The 19092-nt window shown below is 49.6% G+C and carries 13 protein-coding genes; all 13 read left to right on the top strand.

From position 1 onward, the window contains the following. Window positions 1-89 precede the first annotated feature (89 nt). Window positions 90-1088 (top strand): rod shape-determining protein, encoded by a 999-nt coding sequence (locus AC3RCL_RS29650; RefSeq protein ID WP_036660372.1) that lies wholly within the window; start codon window positions 90-92, stop codon window positions 1086-1088. A 101-nt stretch (window positions 1089-1189) separates the two neighbouring features. Next, the gene (locus tag AC3RCL_RS29645; RefSeq protein WP_036660349.1) at window positions 1190-2071 is read left to right on the top strand and encodes a flagellar hook-basal body protein; all 882 of its coding nucleotides are present in this window, start codon (window positions 1190-1192) and stop codon (window positions 2069-2071) included. Window positions 2072-2139: 68 nt separating this feature from the next. Continuing rightward, window positions 2140-2967: a flagellar hook-basal body protein gene (locus AC3RCL_RS29640; protein ID WP_015737739.1), complete on the top strand. Its 828-nt coding sequence runs from the start codon at window positions 2140-2142 to the stop codon at window positions 2965-2967. A gap of 9 nt (window positions 2968-2976) precedes the next feature. Beyond that, window positions 2977-3177: a DNA-directed RNA polymerase subunit beta gene (locus tag AC3RCL_RS29635; RefSeq protein WP_009594210.1), complete on the top strand. Its 201-nt coding sequence runs from the start codon at window positions 2977-2979 to the stop codon at window positions 3175-3177. 501 nt (window positions 3178-3678) lie between these two features. Then, window positions 3679-4110, top strand: coding sequence for a 3-hydroxyacyl-ACP dehydratase FabZ (gene fabZ, locus AC3RCL_RS29630; RefSeq protein WP_492533539.1), 432 nt, complete (start codon window positions 3679-3681; stop codon window positions 4108-4110). A gap of 45 nt (window positions 4111-4155) precedes the next feature. Then, the gene (locus AC3RCL_RS29625; RefSeq protein WP_492533537.1) at window positions 4156-5874 is read left to right on the top strand and encodes a phospho-sugar mutase; all 1719 of its coding nucleotides are present in this window, start codon (window positions 4156-4158) and stop codon (window positions 5872-5874) included. 119 nt (window positions 5875-5993) lie between these two features. Continuing rightward, window positions 5994-8012: a DUF5693 family protein gene (locus AC3RCL_RS29620; protein WP_492533535.1), complete on the top strand. Its 2019-nt coding sequence runs from the start codon at window positions 5994-5996 to the stop codon at window positions 8010-8012. After that, the gene (csaB, locus tag AC3RCL_RS29615) at window positions 7988-9226 is read left to right on the top strand and encodes a polysaccharide pyruvyl transferase CsaB (protein WP_492533533.1); all 1239 of its coding nucleotides are present in this window, start codon (window positions 7988-7990) and stop codon (window positions 9224-9226) included. Before AC3RCL_RS29620 ends, csaB begins: the two co-directional genes overlap by 25 nt. 5 nt (window positions 9227-9231) lie before the next feature. Then, a complete protein-coding gene (locus AC3RCL_RS29610; protein WP_096775861.1) occupies window positions 9232-9990 on the top strand; it encodes a WecB/TagA/CpsF family glycosyltransferase in 759 nt (252 codons plus the stop codon). 114 nt (window positions 9991-10104) lie between these two features. Next, complete coding sequence (locus tag AC3RCL_RS29605) at window positions 10105-11229, top strand: glycosyltransferase family 4 protein (RefSeq protein ID WP_009594254.1); 1125 nt, start codon at window positions 10105-10107, stop codon at window positions 11227-11229. Between the two features lie 217 nt (window positions 11230-11446). Then, window positions 11447-15085 carry an S-layer homology domain-containing protein gene (locus tag AC3RCL_RS29600; RefSeq protein ID WP_492533530.1) on the top strand — a complete coding sequence of 1213 codons (3639 nt, stop codon included), beginning with the start codon at window positions 11447-11449 and terminating at the stop codon, window positions 15083-15085. Between the two features lie 252 nt (window positions 15086-15337). Then, the gene (locus tag AC3RCL_RS29595; protein WP_009594240.1) at window positions 15338-15682 is read left to right on the top strand and encodes a hypothetical protein; all 345 of its coding nucleotides are present in this window, start codon (window positions 15338-15340) and stop codon (window positions 15680-15682) included. Window positions 15683-16050: 368 nt separating this feature from the next. Next, window positions 16051-19071 carry an Ig-like domain-containing domain gene (locus tag AC3RCL_RS29590; RefSeq protein WP_096775863.1) on the top strand — a complete coding sequence of 1007 codons (3021 nt, stop codon included), beginning with the start codon at window positions 16051-16053 and terminating at the stop codon, window positions 19069-19071. Window positions 19072-19092 lie beyond the last annotated feature (21 nt).

Genomic DNA, 19092 nt, shown 5'->3' with positions numbered 1-19092 from the left:
ATCATCGATTGCTAGATTATGTCGAAGGGTGGTACGGTACAGCGAACAGACTCTTTTACCATAAAATAACACTTTGGGGGCTTTTCATGATGTTGAGCAAGGATATTGGAATCGATCTCGGAACGGCGAACGTGCTCATTCACGTAAAGGGGAAGGGGGTAGTGTTAGACGAACCTTCCGTTGTCACTATTGAGACCGACACCAAACGAGTCCTTGCCGTCGGTGAGGAAGCACGGCGCATGGTCGGGCGTACTCCCGGCAACATTACGGCGATCCGCCCGCTGAGGGACGGGGTCATCGCCGACTTCGAAATTACGGAAGCGATGCTGAAGTACTTTATTGATCGCGTGGGCGCGCGCAGTTGGCACAGCCGGCCCCGAATCCTGATCTGTGCACCGACGAACATTACTTCGGTGGAGCAGAAAGCGATCCGGGAAGCGGCTGAGCGCAGCGGCGCAAGGGATGTGTTCCTGGAAGAAGAACCGAAGGCGGCGGCAATCGGCGCAGGAATGGATATTTTCCAACCGAGCGGTAACATGGTTGTGGACATCGGGGGCGGCACCACGGATGTGGCCGTCCTGTCCATGGGCGATGTGGTCACCGCTTCTTCGATTAAAATGGCAGGGGACAAGTTCGACGAGGCGATCACGAAGTACGTGAAGCATAAATATAAATTGCTGATCGGGGAACGGACGGCAGAAGATTTGAAGATGGCGATCGGAACGGTTCGCCCGGGCGGCAGACAAGCTGAGATGGACATTCGCGGACGCGATATGGTATCGGGATTGCCGTTTACCGTAACGGTGTCGTCAGAGGAAGTGCAGGAAGCTCTGTGGGATCCCGTGTCATCGATCGTGCTCGCGGCCAAATCCGTATTGGAGCGTACTCCGCCTGAGCTGTCGGCAGACATCATCGATCGCGGCGTTATTCTAACGGGCGGCGGCGCGCTGCTTCATGGATTGGACGAGCTGCTGACGGACGAGCTTCGGGTGCCGGTGCTTGTCGCTGAAGATCCGATGCACTGTGTGGTTAAAGGAACGGGAATTATGCTGGATAATTTGGACAAGGTCGTTAAGAAAAAGTTCTAACCTTCCGATATAGATGATAGGACAAGTTGAATATGGAGATGAACCGTAACGTTTATCGACTAAGGTTCTTATGATTCGTTAATGGAAGGGAAGTGCCTTCATTGTTAAGAGGTCTATATACAGCCGCTTCAGGGATGATGACCCAGGAGCAGCGACATAATACGGTGACGCAGAACATCGCCAACGTTAACACGACAGGCTATAAGGCGACGAACAGCGTACAGCGCTCGTTTCCTGAAGTGCTGGTCTCGATGATCGGCGGCAACGAGTCGTCGAATGCGGGACGGAAGCTGGGCAAGTTCAACACCGGCGTATACGCCGAGGAGAGCATTTCGCTCTATACCGAAGGCGCGCTCCGGGAAACGAACAAGACAACGGACTTTGCGCTGGTATCCTCGTTTACGGTACAGAATCCGGCAACGGGCCAGGCTTATCCGTTTGATGCTTCGGGCAGATACGTGGATGAGAACGGCGAGGTGATTTACCGGCCGGAAGGATTTTTCACGGTTCAGAACGAGAACGGAGATGTCCGGTACACCCGCAACGGCAGCTTCCGGGTCAGCCCCGAAGGCAACCTGCTGAGCGAGAGCGGCTATCAGGTTCTGGATAACAATAACAGACCGATTGTATTGACAGGTCCGGCGAGTGACTTTACAGTGAATGAGCAAGGAGAAATCATGGACGCCGCTGGCAGAGGGACGGGCATCATTCTCGGCGTCAGCATCGTGAGCCAGCCTCATGGACTGATTCGAGAAGGGCATGGCGTGTTCCGCATGGCTGATCCGGACGGTGAAGTGCGTTTTATGACGCCGGCCGATAACGGAGTGGTCCGACAGGGATTCATCGAAGGGTCCAACGTGGATCCAACGCAGTCGATGGTGGAATTGACCGCTGCGCTGCGCGCGTATGAAACGAATCAGAAAATCGTTCAATATTACGACAGAACGCTGGAGAAGGCGGTCAATGAGATTGGCCGCGTCTAAGCTAACGTCTGTAAGCAGGTAGGCAGCACATTGCTGCCGAAATAATGGGAGCCCACGGGAGGTAAGTAATGAACAACTCGATGATAAGCGCCATGGTGTCGATGAATGCCCTCCAGCAGCGATTGGATGTCATTGCGGACAATATGGCAAACGTCAACACGGCTGGTTATAAGAAAAAGGAGGCATCCTTTGAGGATGTGCTGACACAGGTTCAGGGCCATCACAAGGATTTCGACCGAACGGGCCGTGCGACGCCGCTTGGCTATACACTCGGGTACGGCATGAGATTATCTTCCGTTGTGCCAAACATGGAGCAGGGCGCCATGAAGGAAACCGGCAACCCGCTCGATCTGATGATTGACGGGCAAGCCATGTTTGCGGTTCAGGGAGACGGCGCGATCGGATATACCCGCGAAGGCGGGTTCCATGTATCCCCGGACGCCCGTAATCCGAACAACCTGCTGCTGGTCAATTCACAAGGCTATCCTGTGCTTGACGTGAACGATAATCCGATTTCTCTTCCGGCCAAAGGGAAAGTTGCCATCAATGAGAGAGGTCAGATTATCGTGGAGACCCCAACGGGTGGCCGTACGGCTCCTTATGCCACCTTGAAGCTGGTTGAGCTTGAGCGTCCGGAGGGACTGGTCGCTGTAGGGGATAACCTGTTCGTCTTAGGGAATGGTTTAGCGGAAGGCGACGTATTCGATACGACGCCGCCTGCTCCGGGTGAGCCTCCTAAATCCAAGGTGCTGTCCGGGTTTGTGGAGCAATCCAACGTGAACCTGACCGATGAATTGACCAAGATGATGGAAGTTCAGCGGGCCTACCAGCTGACGGCACGCGCGCTTAGTTCCAGCGATACCATGATGAACCTTGCCAACACAATGCGAGGGTAGGTGGGCATCATGAGTGAATCAAACGCCAAAAAACGCTCCAAGACATCCGGATGGAAAATCGCCGTCCGTATCATGATTCCTGTATTGCTCGTACTGGCATTATTCGGGGGCATGGTCTTCGGATATGTTGTCCTGGGGGATCAGGAGCTTAGTGAAGTGTTTGAATGGGGCACATGGAAGCATGTTTTTGATTTGATTTTCGCACCGTGACGAAGGTCGGGGTGACATACAACGTCGTTGATAAGATGCCGAACTCCCTGTAAGGGAGTTTTCTTTTTTTAGGGTTAAACGGTATAATGGGATGGGACTTGCGTATTAACTTTGTCATTTCATGACAATGGACGGATGTATATAAAATAACACCACAAAGTGGAGCCTATGCTGCGATGCTTATTCCAAATACTTTGCGGGGAACCCCAAAAAACTTGTAAAAGGGCTCTCTCCTCGTACACGGAATGTCCGAAGGAGAAAGCCCCTTATCTGAAACCTTCACTTCTGCAGCGGTGAAGGATATCCATCATTTTTTCCGCAACTCCTTCTTTTTATGCAAATGATCCGAAATTCGTTAAAGAACCTCGAAGATGAAGCATGATACAACCATCAGCAATACCTTCCGCTGCTTGAGAAAGCGGCATAGCGGCGCAACTGGAACGAACTCCCCTTTTCAAACGCTATGCTTGGCGGGTACGTACATAAGGAGGATTTAATACTATGATGAACATCAAACAGATCCAAGAGATTATTCCGCATCGTCCCCCGTTTTTGCTCGTCGATAAGATCGTGGAGATCGAGGATGGCAAACGAGCGGTCGGCATCAAGAACGTGACGATCAACGAACCGTTTTTTGTCGGGCATTTCCCTGAATATGCCGTTATGCCGGGAGTCCTGATTGTAGAAGCTTTGGCGCAAGTCGGCGCTGTGGCGATTCTCAACGTAGAGAGCAATCGGGGCAAGCTCGGCTTTTTGGCGGGCATTGACGGTTTCCGTTTCCGTGGACAAGTGGTACCAGGAGACACGCTGCGCTTGGAAGTCGAGATCATTCGCCTGAAGGGCATGATCGGCAAAGGGAAAGCGACCGCAACGGTGGATGGACGCGTAGTGGCCGAGGGAGAAATTATGTTTGCTCTCGCGGACAAGGAGTAATTTTCAGACTATTCTTGTTTGGATGAGGAAGGGAGACTTTTTTTCATGTCAGAGATGAGTCAGAGAACAATCGATACGGTACAGCGTTGGTTGAATGATCCTTATGTAGATGAGGAGACGAAACAGGAGCTGCGTTCACTCGAGCACGATGCCAAAGAGCTGGAGGAGCGGTTTTATCGTGATCTGGAATTTGGAACGGGCGGTCTGCGCGGCGTCATCGGTGCAGGCAGCAACCGGATGAATAAATATACGGTAGGTCGCGCAACGCAAGGCTTTGCGCAGTATATTCTGGAGGCTCATGGCGATGCGGAAGGCAAGCCTTCCGTTGTCATCGCCCATGATTCCCGGCATTTCTCGCCGGAGTTTGCGTTGGAGGCCGCTTTGGTTCTGGCCGGCAACGGGATTGTAGCCAAGCTGTACCCCTCCTTACGTTCTACGCCGCAACTGTCATTCAGCGTGCGCCACCTGGGCGCTACTGGCGGAATTGTCATCACGGCAAGCCATAATCCGCCGGAATATAACGGCTATAAGGTGTACAACCGTGAAGGCGGCCAGTTAGTGCCGGACGAAGCGGAGAACGTGATTGCCCGGATTCAGGAGGTGGATTCTTTCTCCGCCGTGAAAAGGCTGTCGCAGGCGGATGCCGAGGCTCAGGGTCTGCTGGTTTGGCTGGGTGAAGCGGAAGATCAGGCTTTTGTGGATACGGTGACTGATGTCAGCGTGAATCGGGAGCTTATCGCGTCCAAGCTGGGCGAGGATTTCAAAATCGTATTCACGCCGCTGCACGGAACAGGGCAAGCCCCGGTCGAGCGGGTGCTTCGGAACATCGGCTTTAAGCATATCCATGTCGTTCCTGAACAAGCCCAGCCGGACGGCAATTTCTCCACCGTGAAATCTCCGAATCCGGAGGAACGGGAAGCGTTCACGCTTGCGATGAAGCTTGGCGAGGAAGTGGGAGCCGACATTTTGATCGGGACGGATCCGGACGCAGATCGCATGGGGGCCGTCGTGAAGAACGCTCAGGGCGAATACGTCGTGCTGACAGGCAATCAATCGGGCGCGATCATGATCCACTATTTGCTGGGTCAATTGAAGGAAGCGGGCAAGCTGCCTCATAACGGTGCCGTCATCAAGACCATCGTTACGAGCGAGATGGGAGCGGCGATTGCGGAGCATTATGGTGCCGCCGTGTTGAATACATTGACGGGCTTTAAGTACATTGGCGAGAAAATGACCCAGTTCGAGGAGTCCGGCAGCCATACGTATCTGTTCGGCTATGAAGAGAGTTACGGCTATTTGGCAGGCAACTATGCGCGCGATAAGGATGCCGTGCTGGCCTCGATGCTGATATGCGAAGCCGCCGCCTACTATAAAGGACAAGGCAAGACGCTGTACGATGTGCTGCAGGAGCTTTACGAGCAGTTCGGTTATTTCCTCGAGACGCTGGAATCCCGGACGCTCAAAGGCAAGGATGGCGTTGCCCAGATTCAAGCCAAGATGTCCGATTGGCGCGACAATCCGCCCCAGAAGGTCGGGGGCCAATCGGTTAAGCAGGTCCTTGACTATGCGGAGGGCTTGGACGGATTGCCGAAGGAAAACGTGTTAAAGTATTTGCTTGAAGACGGTTCATGGTTCTGCCTGAGACCTTCGGGCACCGAGCCGAAGATCAAAGTGTACTTTGCCGTGCGCGGCGAATCTCTCGCCGATGCGAAGGCCAAAATTCAATCGCTCTCGGATCAAGTCATGGCCCGGGTAGACGCTTAACCATAGATACATTTTAATGAGAGAAGAGAACGAAGGGGATTTACGATGGTTGCGCAAGGCATCAAATTGCCGTTGCCCTCCATCGTAAATCCCCGCAGGTTCGATGAGGAGGTACTTTCGTGGTTCAGAAATGGAAACGCTGGAACACGGCAGCCCGCAAGTGGCTGTGGATTCTGGTTGTTCTTGGCGTTGCAGCGGCCCTGCCTGTAGGTTATGACCGACTGCAAACAGAATCAACATCAAAGAACGTTGAGTTGGTGTTTGATTATCGGGATTTGTTGGATGTTGCGGTGTATCAATCCAAGCCGCAGGATTTTATATCCGAGCAGCTGGATCGCCTGAAAGAAGCTGGCGTGATCAGTATGGCGCTTTATGAAAGCACGCTGGACGAGCTGGCGAAATCGCGGCGGATATCGGTATATGACGGGCAGCAGGTCGCCGATCTGACAGGTACGACGGTCTCCCCGAACGAGAATTTTACGTATGTTGCATTCCTGAACGAGGAAAGCGCAGCTTTAATTAAACCCATCATTCAAGACACGTTCACGAGACTGGGGATTCCGGTAAGATCATGGCAGTTCGATCGCGCAGTGGACGGATTGGTGCTGGAAACTCCGCGTTCCAATGCGGTCATTAAACCGTTGTCTCCAGACCCGATTACGATCAGCATGCTGCGGGAGAAGGGCTTTAACATTGTGCCGCGTCTGTCGGACAGTCTTCCGTATGACCAGGCTTACATGGAGAAGCTGATGGCGTACTTCGCGGATAACGGCGTGAAGCGCATTCTGTTTGAAGGGGATTCCGCCAGAGGTTTCAATGATCAAGCCGACATGAAAAGCCTGGATTCCTTTGGCCAACTGTTGAACGAACATGGGATCGGCCTCGTGGCGATTGAGAATATCAAGCGTCCGCAAAAAGGCTTTACGAAACTTGCCTATTTAACGGATTACAACGTAACCCGTATTTATTCCTTAAGCGAGCGGGATGCTAATCTGGAGCCCGAGGTTATCGGGGACCGCTTTGCTTTGGCATCCAAAGACCGTAACATTCGGATGTTCTATTTGAATGCAGAGCCGAGCCGGGATATGACCAAGGCTACCGTTACGCATCCGCTCGACAATCTGATTGACAGTTTGACCGGATCGGGCCAAGCCATCAAGCAGATCGAGGACAATGGCTTCACCATGGGTCCTGCAGAGCCGTTTAAGATAACCGACTCGTCCTTGCAGCGTTACTTCAAGCTTGGGGCGGTCGTGGGAGCCATCGCGCTGATTTCGCTCATGATTTCCTATTACATTCCGTTCTTGACGATTGCAGCCTTCCTGATCGGGCTCGTGGGCAGCGCCGGATTGTATGTTCTAAAGCCGACATTGCTTGAACAGGCCTTAGCTTTATTTGCCGCGATCAGCGCTCCAACGGTTGCCGTCATATTGGCCATTCGCAAAGTCAATGAAACGCAGAAGAGCATTCCGGACATGAGTCCTGGCAGAAGAGTGACCCATTCGATCGTATTGCTGGTCAAAACCTCGATTTTGTCGCTTGCGGCTGTACCGATCGTTGTTGCGTTATTGAACAATGTGACCTATATGCTCGTGCTGGATCAGTTCCGTGGCGTGAGCTTGCTTGCCGCAGCTCCGATTGGGCTTATTGCGATCTACGTGGTTCTATATCGCGGGGGATCGACTTACAGCGCAATTCTGAAGCTGCTTAAAGCACCGATCTCGTTGACATGGGTCATCGCAGCGGGTATTGTGGCCATCGTTGGCTGGTACTATCTCACCCGTACAGGTAATGCAGGGTCCGTATCTTCGATCGAAATGACATTCCGTACATTCCTGGAAAATACGTTTGGCGTACGTCCGCGTAACAAGGAATTCTTGCTCGCTCATCCGATGATGGTACTCGGCGTGTTTCTGTCATTTAAGTATCGTCATGCCGTATACCTTCTCATTATCGGCGTGATGGGGCAGCTGTCGATGGTCGGAACATTCACGCATATTCACACGCCTCTCTATATTTCGGCGATTCGCGTCGTATTGGGCCTTGGACTCGGCCTGATCATCGGATTGATCGCGATATTGGTATGGCAAGTGGCAGAAAGGATCTGGAAACGATGGTCTCCACTTCTAAGACAATAGTCATTTCCGGATATTACGGATTTAAAAATAGCGGTGACGAAGCGGTGCTGAAATCGATTCTGACCGCATTAGAGCAGGAAGGACAGGCAGCGGGGGTCGATATCTACCCCGTTGTGCTTTCCATTGATCCGGAATGGACTTCGGCTGCCTATGGGGTTAAATCCGTTCATCGCATGAAGCTCGGCGAGGTTCGACAGGCGATCAAGGACAGCGACGGCTTGATCAGCGGCGGAGGAAGCCTGCTGCAGGATGCCACCAGTCCGAAGACCATTCCTTATTATCTGGGCGTTCTCAAGATCGCGCAGTGGCTCGGTAAACCGACGTTTATTTATGCCCAAGGCGTTGGCCCGGTGAACCGTAAACTGTTTTATCCGATGATTCGCTCGATCTTCCGTAAATGCACGTATATCTCGGTGCGGGACATGCAGTCGGGCGAACTGCTTCAGTCCATGGGAATATCGGGGGAAGCCGTGCACGTCGTGCCGGACCCGGTAATGGGGTTGCCGCTGCCGGCCGGAGAGGGTGTCCATCGGGATTCCCACCCGGGATCAGCGTCGAAAGAGAATGAAGCTGCACTAGTTTCTTCTATAGAAGAGCAGCACGAATCATCCGAAGAACCTGTAAAGGCATCCTCGTCATCAAGCGGAGACACGAAAGGCTCTCTGCCGGTCATAGGCATTTCGGTTCGGTATTGGCATCCGGAACGAAAAGAGCTGAAGGCTGTAGCGGAAGGTTTAAAGGCGTTGGCCGGACAACGACCGGTGCATCTTCGCTTTCTTCCTTTTCATCAGCCGGATGATATTGAGGCTTCGCAGTTTATAGCGGATGCCATGGGCGATATCTCCAAGAATGGCTCTGCCTTGAGTTTCTATCGCGATGAGAAGCAGCCGCAGGACATGCTGCGCGAGGTTAGCCGTTGTGATATGATATTGGGCATGCGCCTGCATAGCCTGATCTATGCCGCGAATCAGAGCGTGCCGCTGCTCGGAATTTCTTATGATCCGAAAATCAACCACTTCTTGAAGCGGCTTGGCAGCGAGCCTGTCGGAAGCAGTGAATCTCTTGACCCGAACGTATTAAAGGATCAGATGCTGAAGCTGTTGGACGATGCAGCGGCATGGAAGGCGGAGCATGGCGAGCAGATTGCCGTGCTGAAACGCGAGGCTGCCATGCCTGCACGCCATATTGCCCAATATTTACGCCATAGAGGATGATAAACATGAAACAGACCTATCCATTTCCTACCGTATCGGTATTCGAGATTCCTTTTTCCAAGCTAAGCATGAAAGATACGGTGAAATACCTGACAGAGGCTGTTCAGTCGGGGCAGCCCCATCATGTGATCACGGCGAATCCGATCATGGTGATGACGGCCGTCAACAATCCGGAGTATAAAGAGATGATGCAAAGCGCTGAAATCATCGTTCCGGACGGCACCGGAATCGTCTGGGCCGCCGGTGTGGGCGGCGATCCGTTGGAGGGACGCGTAACCGGCTTCGAGCTTTTACATGAATTGTTGAAGGTCGGGGAAACCTATAGATGGAAGTTCTTTCTGCTGGGAACTACCGCCGAAGTGATTCAGGAAGCTGCCGAAAGGTTACAAATGCAATATCCGGCTGCAATTATATGCGGCTGCCGGGACGGTTTTTTTGGGCCTGATGAAGATGCTGCCGTCATCGAACAGATACGGGCGGCTTCACCGGATATTTTGTTTGTGGCGCGTGGTGCGGATAACCAGGAGCCTTGGATTGCACAGCATAAACAGGCGCTCCAGGTTCCGGTCGTGATGGGCGTCGGGGGATCGTTCGATATTATCTCCGGCAAACTGAAGCGGGCACCGAAGGTGTTCCAAAAGCTGCGTCTCGAATGGTTTTATCGCCTTCTGAAGGAGCCCACCCGTTACAAAAGAATGCTTGCGCTGCCGAAATTCGTAGTGAAAGTGCTGCGCGAGAAAGAAAACGTAACGAAATCGAGCTAAATGGCTCATTTCTGTGGGTAAAATCCGGGAAATCACCGGAAATTGGCATTGGTTTTCGGACCCGAAGGGAGTATAATTCAACCGGTAGACTTTTATTGGGGGTCGAATGATTACATGTTAATGATATACATCATCGGGTTTATCGTATCGCTGGCGCTCGCTCTGCTCTTAACGCCGCTTGTAAAGAAGTTTGCGGTTAAGATTGGTGCCGTTGACGTTCCTAATGCCCGCAAGGTTCATACCCGGATCATGCCCCGACTCGGGGGACTCGGCATTTATCTGGCTTTTATTCTTGGACTGATTGCGGTTCTTCCTTTTTTGCCGGATAGCCTGTCGCCTCGTGATGCCAACTTCATGAAGGCATTTCTGATCGGCGGTTCCATGATCGTATTGATCGGAGCCTTGGATGATCGATTTGAACTTTCGGCCAAAGTGAAGTTTTTGGCTCAGATTGCAGCTGCTTGCGTAGTTGTATTCGGATTTAATATTACCGTGGACTTTGTAAATATACCGTTCCAGGACCGTTACTCCATGCTGGAGAGCTGGGTATCGATTCCGCTTACGATCTTCTGGATCGTCGGCGTAACGAACGCGATTAATTTGATTGACGGGCTCGACGGACTTGCAGCCGGCGTATCCGGCATTGCGATCGGCACGATCCTGGTCATGGCCGTCTTGATGGGCAACACGACCGTAGCCCTGCTCTGCCTGCTGCTCCTCGGCAGCATTATCGGTTTCCTGTTTTTCAACTTCCATCCGGCAAAGATTTTCATGGGGGATACGGGGTCATTATTCCTTGGATTCAGTTTGGCCATGCTGTCCCTGCTTGGATTTAAGCAGATTGCGATTGTATCCTTTATTACGCCGCTGATCATTATCGGCGTTCCGTTGTCGGATACGTTCTTCGCGATCATTCGCCGCAAAATCCAGAAGAAACCGATCTTTGCCCCGGACAAGGGCCATTTGCATCACTGCCTGCGCGAGCTTGGATTCAGCCATCGCCAGACCGTGTTGATCATTTACGTCATTGCCGCGTTTTTCGGCGTATTGGCCGTCATTCAATCGTCGGCTGCCATGTATGAAGCGAACTGGGTGACGTTTGTGGTTATCTGCGTCATGATGTGTTTCATGCAGATCGGTGCCGAAGTCATCGGACTGGTCGGCAAGACCAAACGGCCGATTCTCGGGCTGATTAACCGGATGCGGATGAAGGCAAATCCCGAAAGCCGCACCAAATAGAACTTATTCTTTTTCATTATGAGTCCGGTACGGACATGCCAGCCTCGCCCAAAAAGGGTGAGGCTTTTTTGTGCTTTTTTCTAAATAATTGAATGTCTGGGACCGATATATGAACTATGCGCAAGTACCAATCTGTCAGTGAAAGCGAGGGGACCCAGTGAACGACGCAACACCCAAAACGGACGCCAACGTCCGAATGATCAAGGAGGCACAACCGTTGAAGAAAAATTTCCGTACAATAGCAAGCCTGTTATTGGCCATTGCTATGTTCTTTTCCCTTATTCCGGCATTACCGGCTTCAGCTGCAAATGGAGCCTTGTTTTTCCACTTTTCCAATCTAAGTACGGATCCGAATTCCCCAACGCCGGAGAACCGGAGCTCGATTTCGGTTACGGGTACCTACAACGGCATTAATCCGAATACCATCTCTTATGAAATCAAACGGTTCGATGACACGACCACGGGCGGCACCGGCGTCAAGCCGATCCTGGACGAAGCAGCGAATACGTTCGAGTTCCTGAATGTGCAGCTGAACCAAGGCGTGAACAAAATCATCGTGTCCGGCATGAGCACGCAAGGCCAGCAGATGAGTGCTACGGCCTACGTGAAGTTCTCCGATGTACCGGCTGTTTACGAAGTAGCGCTCAGTGATGGACGCGTTCTGGAAGAGAATGCTTCCAAGCCGGTTGTCGTTACTACGCAGACCGTCAGCATTTCCGTCAAAGCGACCAATGGATCTAAGGGTGTTACCGTCAATGGGCAGAATATGTATGCCGGCGGCGGCGATACGTATTACTCCGCAGGGATCCTGCTGCAGAAGGGCGTCAACGATCTGGTGATCGTCGTGAACTCCGAATCGAAATCCCAGACCATCAATAGACAGGTCGTCTATCATCCGACAGGTTCTATAACTGTCAATCAACTGAAGATTGGCGGCACAAATATCGATGGACAGGCGGTTGTTACCGGTACGGTGAACGGCGTCATCTCCGGTTATGTGATCGTGGATGCTCCTCCGGCTGGTACCCCGGCGGTTCCACCGAGTCTTGAAGTATCCGTATTTTCGGTAGGATCCACAAATCCGATCACGACCTCGCCGGCAACCGTAGGTGCGGCAAGCGTGTTGGGCAATACCTTGATGTACCCTTTTACAACGACTGGCACAACCAGTATCACTCAGAGTGGGGATTACTTTGTACTCACTAAGGATTCTACTACTGGCTTCGATGTGAAGAATCCATTTACTTATCGCGATGTCAATGCGCCTACCATCAAGCAGGTGTATCAATTGTACGGCGTAACGGAGAGCGGAGGAACAGTATTGGCTACCTCCCAATCCATTTTTCCGAGCAGCAACAACACCGTCCTGAATGAACTGCCGATCTATTTGATGGTCGAGCAAGTGAACGCAGGCAATGTGGAGATTGAGTCCAGTAAGGGCGGCGGCACGATCGCCCAGAAGTTTACCTACAACGGCCACACGGTTTTCAAAATCACGAACCTGCCGACAGGTCAGCAAAATCTGATCATCAAGGTCAGCAATGGTTCGGGCGTTTCCGATACCAAAGTCATCCCGGTGACGTTCTTATCTTCTTCTTATATTGATATTTTCAATTTGTACAACAACCAGGTATTTAAGAACAGCTCAGATTTCAACCAAGTGACAGGACGCATTGTCAACTACACAGGGACTACAGGACTTACGATTTCCCTGAACGGTAACACTCGCGATCTGAACGTGAACGGCAACGGGGAATTCAGCTTTACGGATACGACGTTCCTGCAGCTGATTCCAGGTCCGAATACGTTGGTGGTCGCTGATAAGAGCGGGAAAATCTCAACGAAGCTGACCCTGCTTTATTTTAGCGATACCCGTTCGGTTATCAAAAACATGATCCCATTCCCGGTTGGTTCCGCAACGGAATCCGATCCGGACGGCTTGTTCCGAGAAACGGCTGAGAATGCTTACAACACATATGAAAAAGCTTTGGGTCTGCGCTTTGAAGTAGAATACACGGATGAGATTACAGTAAACCTCAGTCATCCTACGCCAACGATCTTTGCCGTCTTTACCAAAGACAACGCAAGTACTTGGACTCTTTCGGGCGGTGCCCTGAAGACGCAATTGGATGCCATTAATCAAGCGGATCACAGCCTGTACTATTCCATTGTCAATGGCGCAAACTCCAGCTCGGCCCGCGTGGTGTTCAAAGAGCTCGCACTACCAGATGTTGGTTTGCAAGCAATCAGCATCGGTTCGCGTTATCAGTCGGTTACAACAACCGATACCATCGAAATCACGCGCGAACGTGCACCTTATCAAGTGCTGTCTCCTAAACTTCCGAACGAAGGCGTGCTGAAACAGAACTTTGTAGAGGTAAGCATCAAGGCTGAAGGCGCGGACGCCATTCTGATTGGCAAAACGCCAATGGTGAAATCCGAAATCAGCGACATTTTCCGTCTTGAGGTCAAGAACCTGAAAAACGGCAAAAACACCATCAAGTTCACGATCGAACAAGGCACCAAAAAGACAAACGGCCAATTCGTCGTAACATACACCGACGATGCAACGGAAGGCTCCCAGTTTAAAACGAATATTTCGAAGTCCGGTAAAGTGTCCGTATTTAAAGGCGGCGTATCGCTGTCCTTGCCGAAAGGCACCGTGCTTCAACAGGCGAAATCAAGCCCTACGGCTGAAGTGCCAACGATCAACCTGCTCGGCGAGCATGACATCCTGTTCGGCATTGCCAACCAGATCGATGGTCGTACGATTAAAGCCTATAACCGGATCGGCGAAATCGAGAACGGTGTGGAAATGGACGGACGCCTGTCCCTGATTCCAGGGGATAACAACAATGCGTTCCGTTTCACTCCGGCTGCGCATTTCGGATATGCGTCTCCGCTTTACTGGCTGGATGCAGGTTCGCTTAATGCCTACAGCAGCAACGTGGAAGACTTTAATGTAAAAGCGGCAACACATCCGTATGCAAAAGGGCACGAATTCCATCAACGCCTGATTCCGCAGAACTGGATGGAGCTCTCGCAAAAAGGTACGATTACCTTGAAATACGATTCCGCGCTGGTGAACTCGGCTTCCAGCAACCTGGGCATCTGGTGGTACAACCCGTCCCAAGGAACCTGGATCAACATCGGCGGAAAAGTAGATGCCAAGAAGAAAACCATCACAGCTCCATTCAAGGGCTTCGGTTACTACGCCGTTAAATCCTTGCGTTACAGCTATTCCGATGCGATCTCGCATAAGACGGCCCGCAACGATATTGAATTGATGCTGGCTAGAGGATTCATGAAAGCGTCCAAGCAGGATGCGTTCGGCGTGTACGATCCGATGACTCGCGGCGAATTTGCTACGATTATCGTGAAGCTGCTGGATATTCCGTTGGATTACGATACCGACAAGAACAAGCTGACCTTTGATGACATTTATCAGGAAAGTGTCGTCAACAGCATGCAGTGGGATTACCGTTACATCGAGACGGCAGCCAGAAAAGGAATCATCCGCGGCATAGCGCCTCGAAGCTTTGCTCCGAATATGGAGCTGACCCGCGAGGAAGCGGCCAACATGATCGCACGCGCGCTGAACCTGAAGATGGGTGAAGTCGAAAAAGATAAAGCTGCGCTTCAGAAGCAATTCGAAGATGTGGGTAATATCAAGTCGAACTACTCCTACCCAGCCATTCTTGCCGTAAGCAAGGCCGGCATTCTGACCGGCGTGGCGAACAGCTTGAAGGAAGGCGAGAGAAAGCCGACTTACAACTTCAACCCGGATGCGGTGCTGAATCGTGCCGATACGGCAACCGTCGTTAAACGCATGATGAGCAAGCTGAAAATGCTGTAAGCCATTATTCATAAGTTAGAATTTGCATGACAAAAGGAACGAGAGCCGATGCCCAATTTCTATTGGCAGTGCTCTCGTTTTTTCCTGCGCAGCTTCTAATGAACAGGTTATATATGTCATAATTAACAAGATCTTATGGGCGTTCTATGCCCCGCGGAAACCGTTTACCAATATCTATTGTTTTGTAATTTCATGTAGAATACGCTACAATAGCGGAAGCACATACTATTTTTAGAGGGTGAAGATGAATTTATGAAGCCGATATTATCAAAAGCGCAGCTCGACTACATGAAGGCGAAGACCAAGTTCGAGGAAAAAGCCAAAGTGATGGAGAAGAAGATTGAGCTGGCTCGTGCCACTCATGATGAGATAACTCAGGAAGTCATGGAGGGACTCGTTGTTGAGACAGGCTTTCATGATTCATTTAACGAAATGACAGCGGCTGAGAATGCGTTGATCCAATGGTCACATACTACAATTAAACATGATAAGACATATCGTACGAATAAAGCGGAGATCGATCAGATGTACAGCACGCTGCACAGCAATCCGGAGATGCGCGCGCGGATTATCCAGCTCGCTATGAAGATTCGCTAGCATTCTACAAAGGACGCCGATAAGGCGTCTTTTTTTGTTGTCGCAATATGTAAATGTAGGCCTGTTATATGAATCGGGGACACTTCGAAAAAAAATTTTAAAAAAACTTTGCAACTGCCGCAACTTTTTGGAAAATCAAACGTTTATAATGTAGAGCCAACGAAGTAACCAAGATTATCCGATGCAAGAAGATTGTCTATTAATTAGAAAAATGTTCTTTACGGTGTTGGGGACTCGTTGTATAATACCTAGGTAGGATTAGGAATCTATTCTAGTATGTAGTGTTCTCTCGTTAACAAGATTCTGTGATATCGTCACAGACATCATTTATGATTTATGCTCAACTCGGGAAAGGAGGTGCAGGACAAATGAGTGATAAGAGCTACCAAATTAAAGAAAATAATCAAGTGATGATTCAAGGAGGAGAAAAAAAGGTTATGAAGAAAATTTTATCCGTAGCACTGTCTACAGCAATGGCATTCTCCATGTTTGCTTCTGTTGCATTCGGTGACGACGCACTCAACACTCAACAGAAATTTGATGTACTGAAAGAAAAAGGGATCTTCACTGGTTATCCAGACGGAACTGCTGGCCTGGACAAAGAAATGACTCGCGCTGAGTTCGCTAAAGTCCTGGTTGGTATCATGGGTCTTGAGCCAATCGAAGGCAAAGCATCTTTCAAAGACAAAAACTACAAAGCTGACAAATGGCCAGCTCCTTACGTAGAAGCAGTTTACGCTGCAGGTCTGATGGAAGGTAAAAACACAACGAAAATGATCTTCGACTTCAATGGTAAAATCACCATTCAAGAAATGGCGAAGGTTCTCGTTACTGCACAAAAACTCGACATCCCAACTGAAACGAACAACAACGCTTCTGACTGGGCTAAAGGTTATGTGCAAGCAGCAATCAACGCTGGTCTGGTAGACGCTAAAGCGAACCCTAAAGCGAACGCTTCCCGTTCCCAACTGGTTGACGTTGCTTACTCCATCTACCTGGCTCAACAAAAACCAGCCGTAGTTTCTTACGAAGTTAAGGAAGACGGCAAAGTAGTTGAGTTCAAACTTGCTAACAACGAAGTTGTTAAAGTAACTTTGGAAACTGCTTTGAAAGCTAACGTAGCTCAAGATGTTAAATTTACACATAACAACTACGAGTACACTCATAATGTAACTTGGGTTGTAACTGCAGCAAGCAAAATTCAAGGCGTATCCGCTAACAACCTGAAACAAGTTGTTGTAGCGTTTGACGGTAAAGTTGATGAAGCTACTGCTGAGAACGGCGGTAACTACTCCATCACTGGTCTTACTTTTGAGTCCAATGCTGAATTGAGCGAAGATGGTAAAACAGTAACTCTGACAATCGCTCAAGAAAGTGGCGTTCTGAACCAGCAAAAAGAATACACCATCAATGTTAAAGGTGTTAAAAACGCTGACAGATCCAGAACTTTCAATGAAGCACTCAAATTCTCTCCAGTAGATACAACATTGCCAGAAGTTCAAGAGGTAGTAGGTCTTGGAACAAAAGCATTTAAAGTTGTATTCTCTGAGCCAGTACAACAATCGACAGTTGTTTCTACTTCCAACTTCCAAGTCGATGGAAAAGCCGTTAACGGTTATGTGACTTACCAATATCCTAACATTGCAATCATCAGTACAGATCTTGCTGTTGGTAACCACGAACTAACAGTTCGCAATGTTAAGGACTATGCAGGGTTCACCATCTTGCCTGAAACTCAAAGTTTCACGGTAGCAGAAGATAAAACTGCACCAGAAGTTGTGAAAGCCACTACTTATGACTTGAGCTCTGCTACAATCGAATTCAACGAGCCAGTTAAGTCCGTAAGCAAGGTTTACCATACTTCCAGCGGTAAAACTGGTAAAGCTACGATCAGAGACAACAAAGTATTTGTTGACTTTGGAACAAACAAACTTAGCTTGGCAGAAACAACAATCTACCTGGAAGGCGTTACTGACTACAGCAACAACAGCGCAAACCGCGATGTTAAAGTAACCCCTGAGCTTGATACTGAGCGTCCAACTGTAGTAGGCGTAACTGCTGAAGTAGAAGGCAACAACCATGAGTTTACTATTGAATTCAGTGAAGCTGTAGATCTTGGCGATGTTGAGAACACAGCTAACTATGTATTGAAAGATAAAGACGGCAAAGCAGTAGTTGGTAAAGGGTTCACTACTAAAGGTAACCCAGTAAACAAACCTGTTATTGTAACAAACTCCCAAAACAAAAAAGTGAAAATCACTTCCATTGGTCAATTGGCTTCCGGTGTTTATACATTGGAAATCAGCAACATTCGTGACAGAGCAGCCATCGGAAACGCTATGCTGCCATATTCCACGACAATCGACCTGGGTGACGTTGAAAGACCACAAGTGCTTGCTACTTCTTACTATGAAGTAACGCACCCTGGTAACGATGCAAACTTTGCTGGTTTGGATATCATCGTTCACTATAGCAAAGCAATGGCTCAGGACGGAGCTGGAAGCGTGCTTGAAGCTAATAAGTATAACTTCAATTCTGACGCTACTTCTTCCGTTTATAACCCATTGCCAGTTGATACTCAAGTATCTGCTATTAACTCCGAAACAGTTCGTATCTCCTTACCTGCAAAACAAGGTGGATATGTACAAAAAGATGCTAATGCAGTTAACCAAGCAATTAGTCTTCGTGTAACTAATGTTGCAGATACTAATGGCAACTACATCGCTGGAAACGTGTTGAATGCTAATGTGAAAGAAAAAGGTCAGCAATCCATCGGATTTAAGTCTGCGAAAGCTACTGACAAGGATAGTGTTGCAGTAGAATTTAATGGACCGCTCTCTTATGTATATGCTGGCGATTTCCAAGTAGTTAACACTGTTACAAATGATGTCTATAACGTAAGTGTTGCAAGTCACGATGGAGCTAAGGTAACTTTCGACATCACTGGTGGTAAAGTTCTTGCTGCTGATGCTAAGAACCTTAAATTGAGAGTTGTATCCTCTACTCCACAATCCGTTAACTTCAACGGACTTAAAGTAACAGGAGAAGTTAATGTTGAGGATGGCATCCGCCCAACATATGTTGAAAACAGCGTAAGATTCATTGATAATGGCGATACTACTACAGCAGTTCTTACATTCAATGAAGCTGTGAAAGTTGCAGCAAATACAACTGCGTTCAAAGTCTATGTTGGTGGAGACTCAGTTAAGGTAACTGGTGTTACTCAAGGTGCAGCTAACGAAGTGCAAATTACATTTGACGCTGCAGATGTAACAACTCAATCTGTACAAATCTATTCCGGTGATAACTTTGAAACTTCTAAGTTTGTTACGGACACATCTGTAAATGAAAATGCTGCAGAGCCAGTTGCGATTATTGTAAACCGGTAATTATTAGTTCTTCGTAGTTCT

It is taken from the genome of Paenibacillus sp. MT86, assembly GCF_058792535.1.
Note: the sequence above shows the minus strand (reverse complement) of the source record. Positions and strands in the feature narration are given on the sequence as shown.

Coding starts and splice junctions, on each gene's coding strand:
- AC3RCL_RS29650 (WP_036660372.1), top strand. CDS start 90: ATGTTGAGCAAGGATATTGGAATCGATCTCGGAACGGCGAACGTGCTC.
- AC3RCL_RS29640 (WP_015737739.1), top strand. CDS start 2,140: ATGAACAACTCGATGATAAGCGCCATGGTGTCGATGAATGCCCTCCAG.
- AC3RCL_RS29635 (WP_009594210.1), top strand. CDS start 2,977: ATGAGTGAATCAAACGCCAAAAAACGCTCCAAGACATCCGGATGGAAA.
- fabZ (WP_492533539.1), top strand. CDS start 3,679: ATGATGAACATCAAACAGATCCAAGAGATTATTCCGCATCGTCCCCCG.
- AC3RCL_RS29625 (WP_492533537.1), top strand. CDS start 4,156: ATGTCAGAGATGAGTCAGAGAACAATCGATACGGTACAGCGTTGGTTG.
- csaB (WP_492533533.1), top strand. CDS start 7,988: ATGGTCTCCACTTCTAAGACAATAGTCATTTCCGGATATTACGGATTT.
- AC3RCL_RS29610 (WP_096775861.1), top strand. CDS start 9,232: ATGAAACAGACCTATCCATTTCCTACCGTATCGGTATTCGAGATTCCT.
- AC3RCL_RS29605 (WP_009594254.1), top strand. CDS start 10,105: ATGTTAATGATATACATCATCGGGTTTATCGTATCGCTGGCGCTCGCT.
- AC3RCL_RS29595 (WP_009594240.1), top strand. CDS start 15,338: ATGAAGCCGATATTATCAAAAGCGCAGCTCGACTACATGAAGGCGAAG.
- AC3RCL_RS29590 (WP_096775863.1), top strand. CDS start 16,051: ATGAGTGATAAGAGCTACCAAATTAAAGAAAATAATCAAGTGATGATT.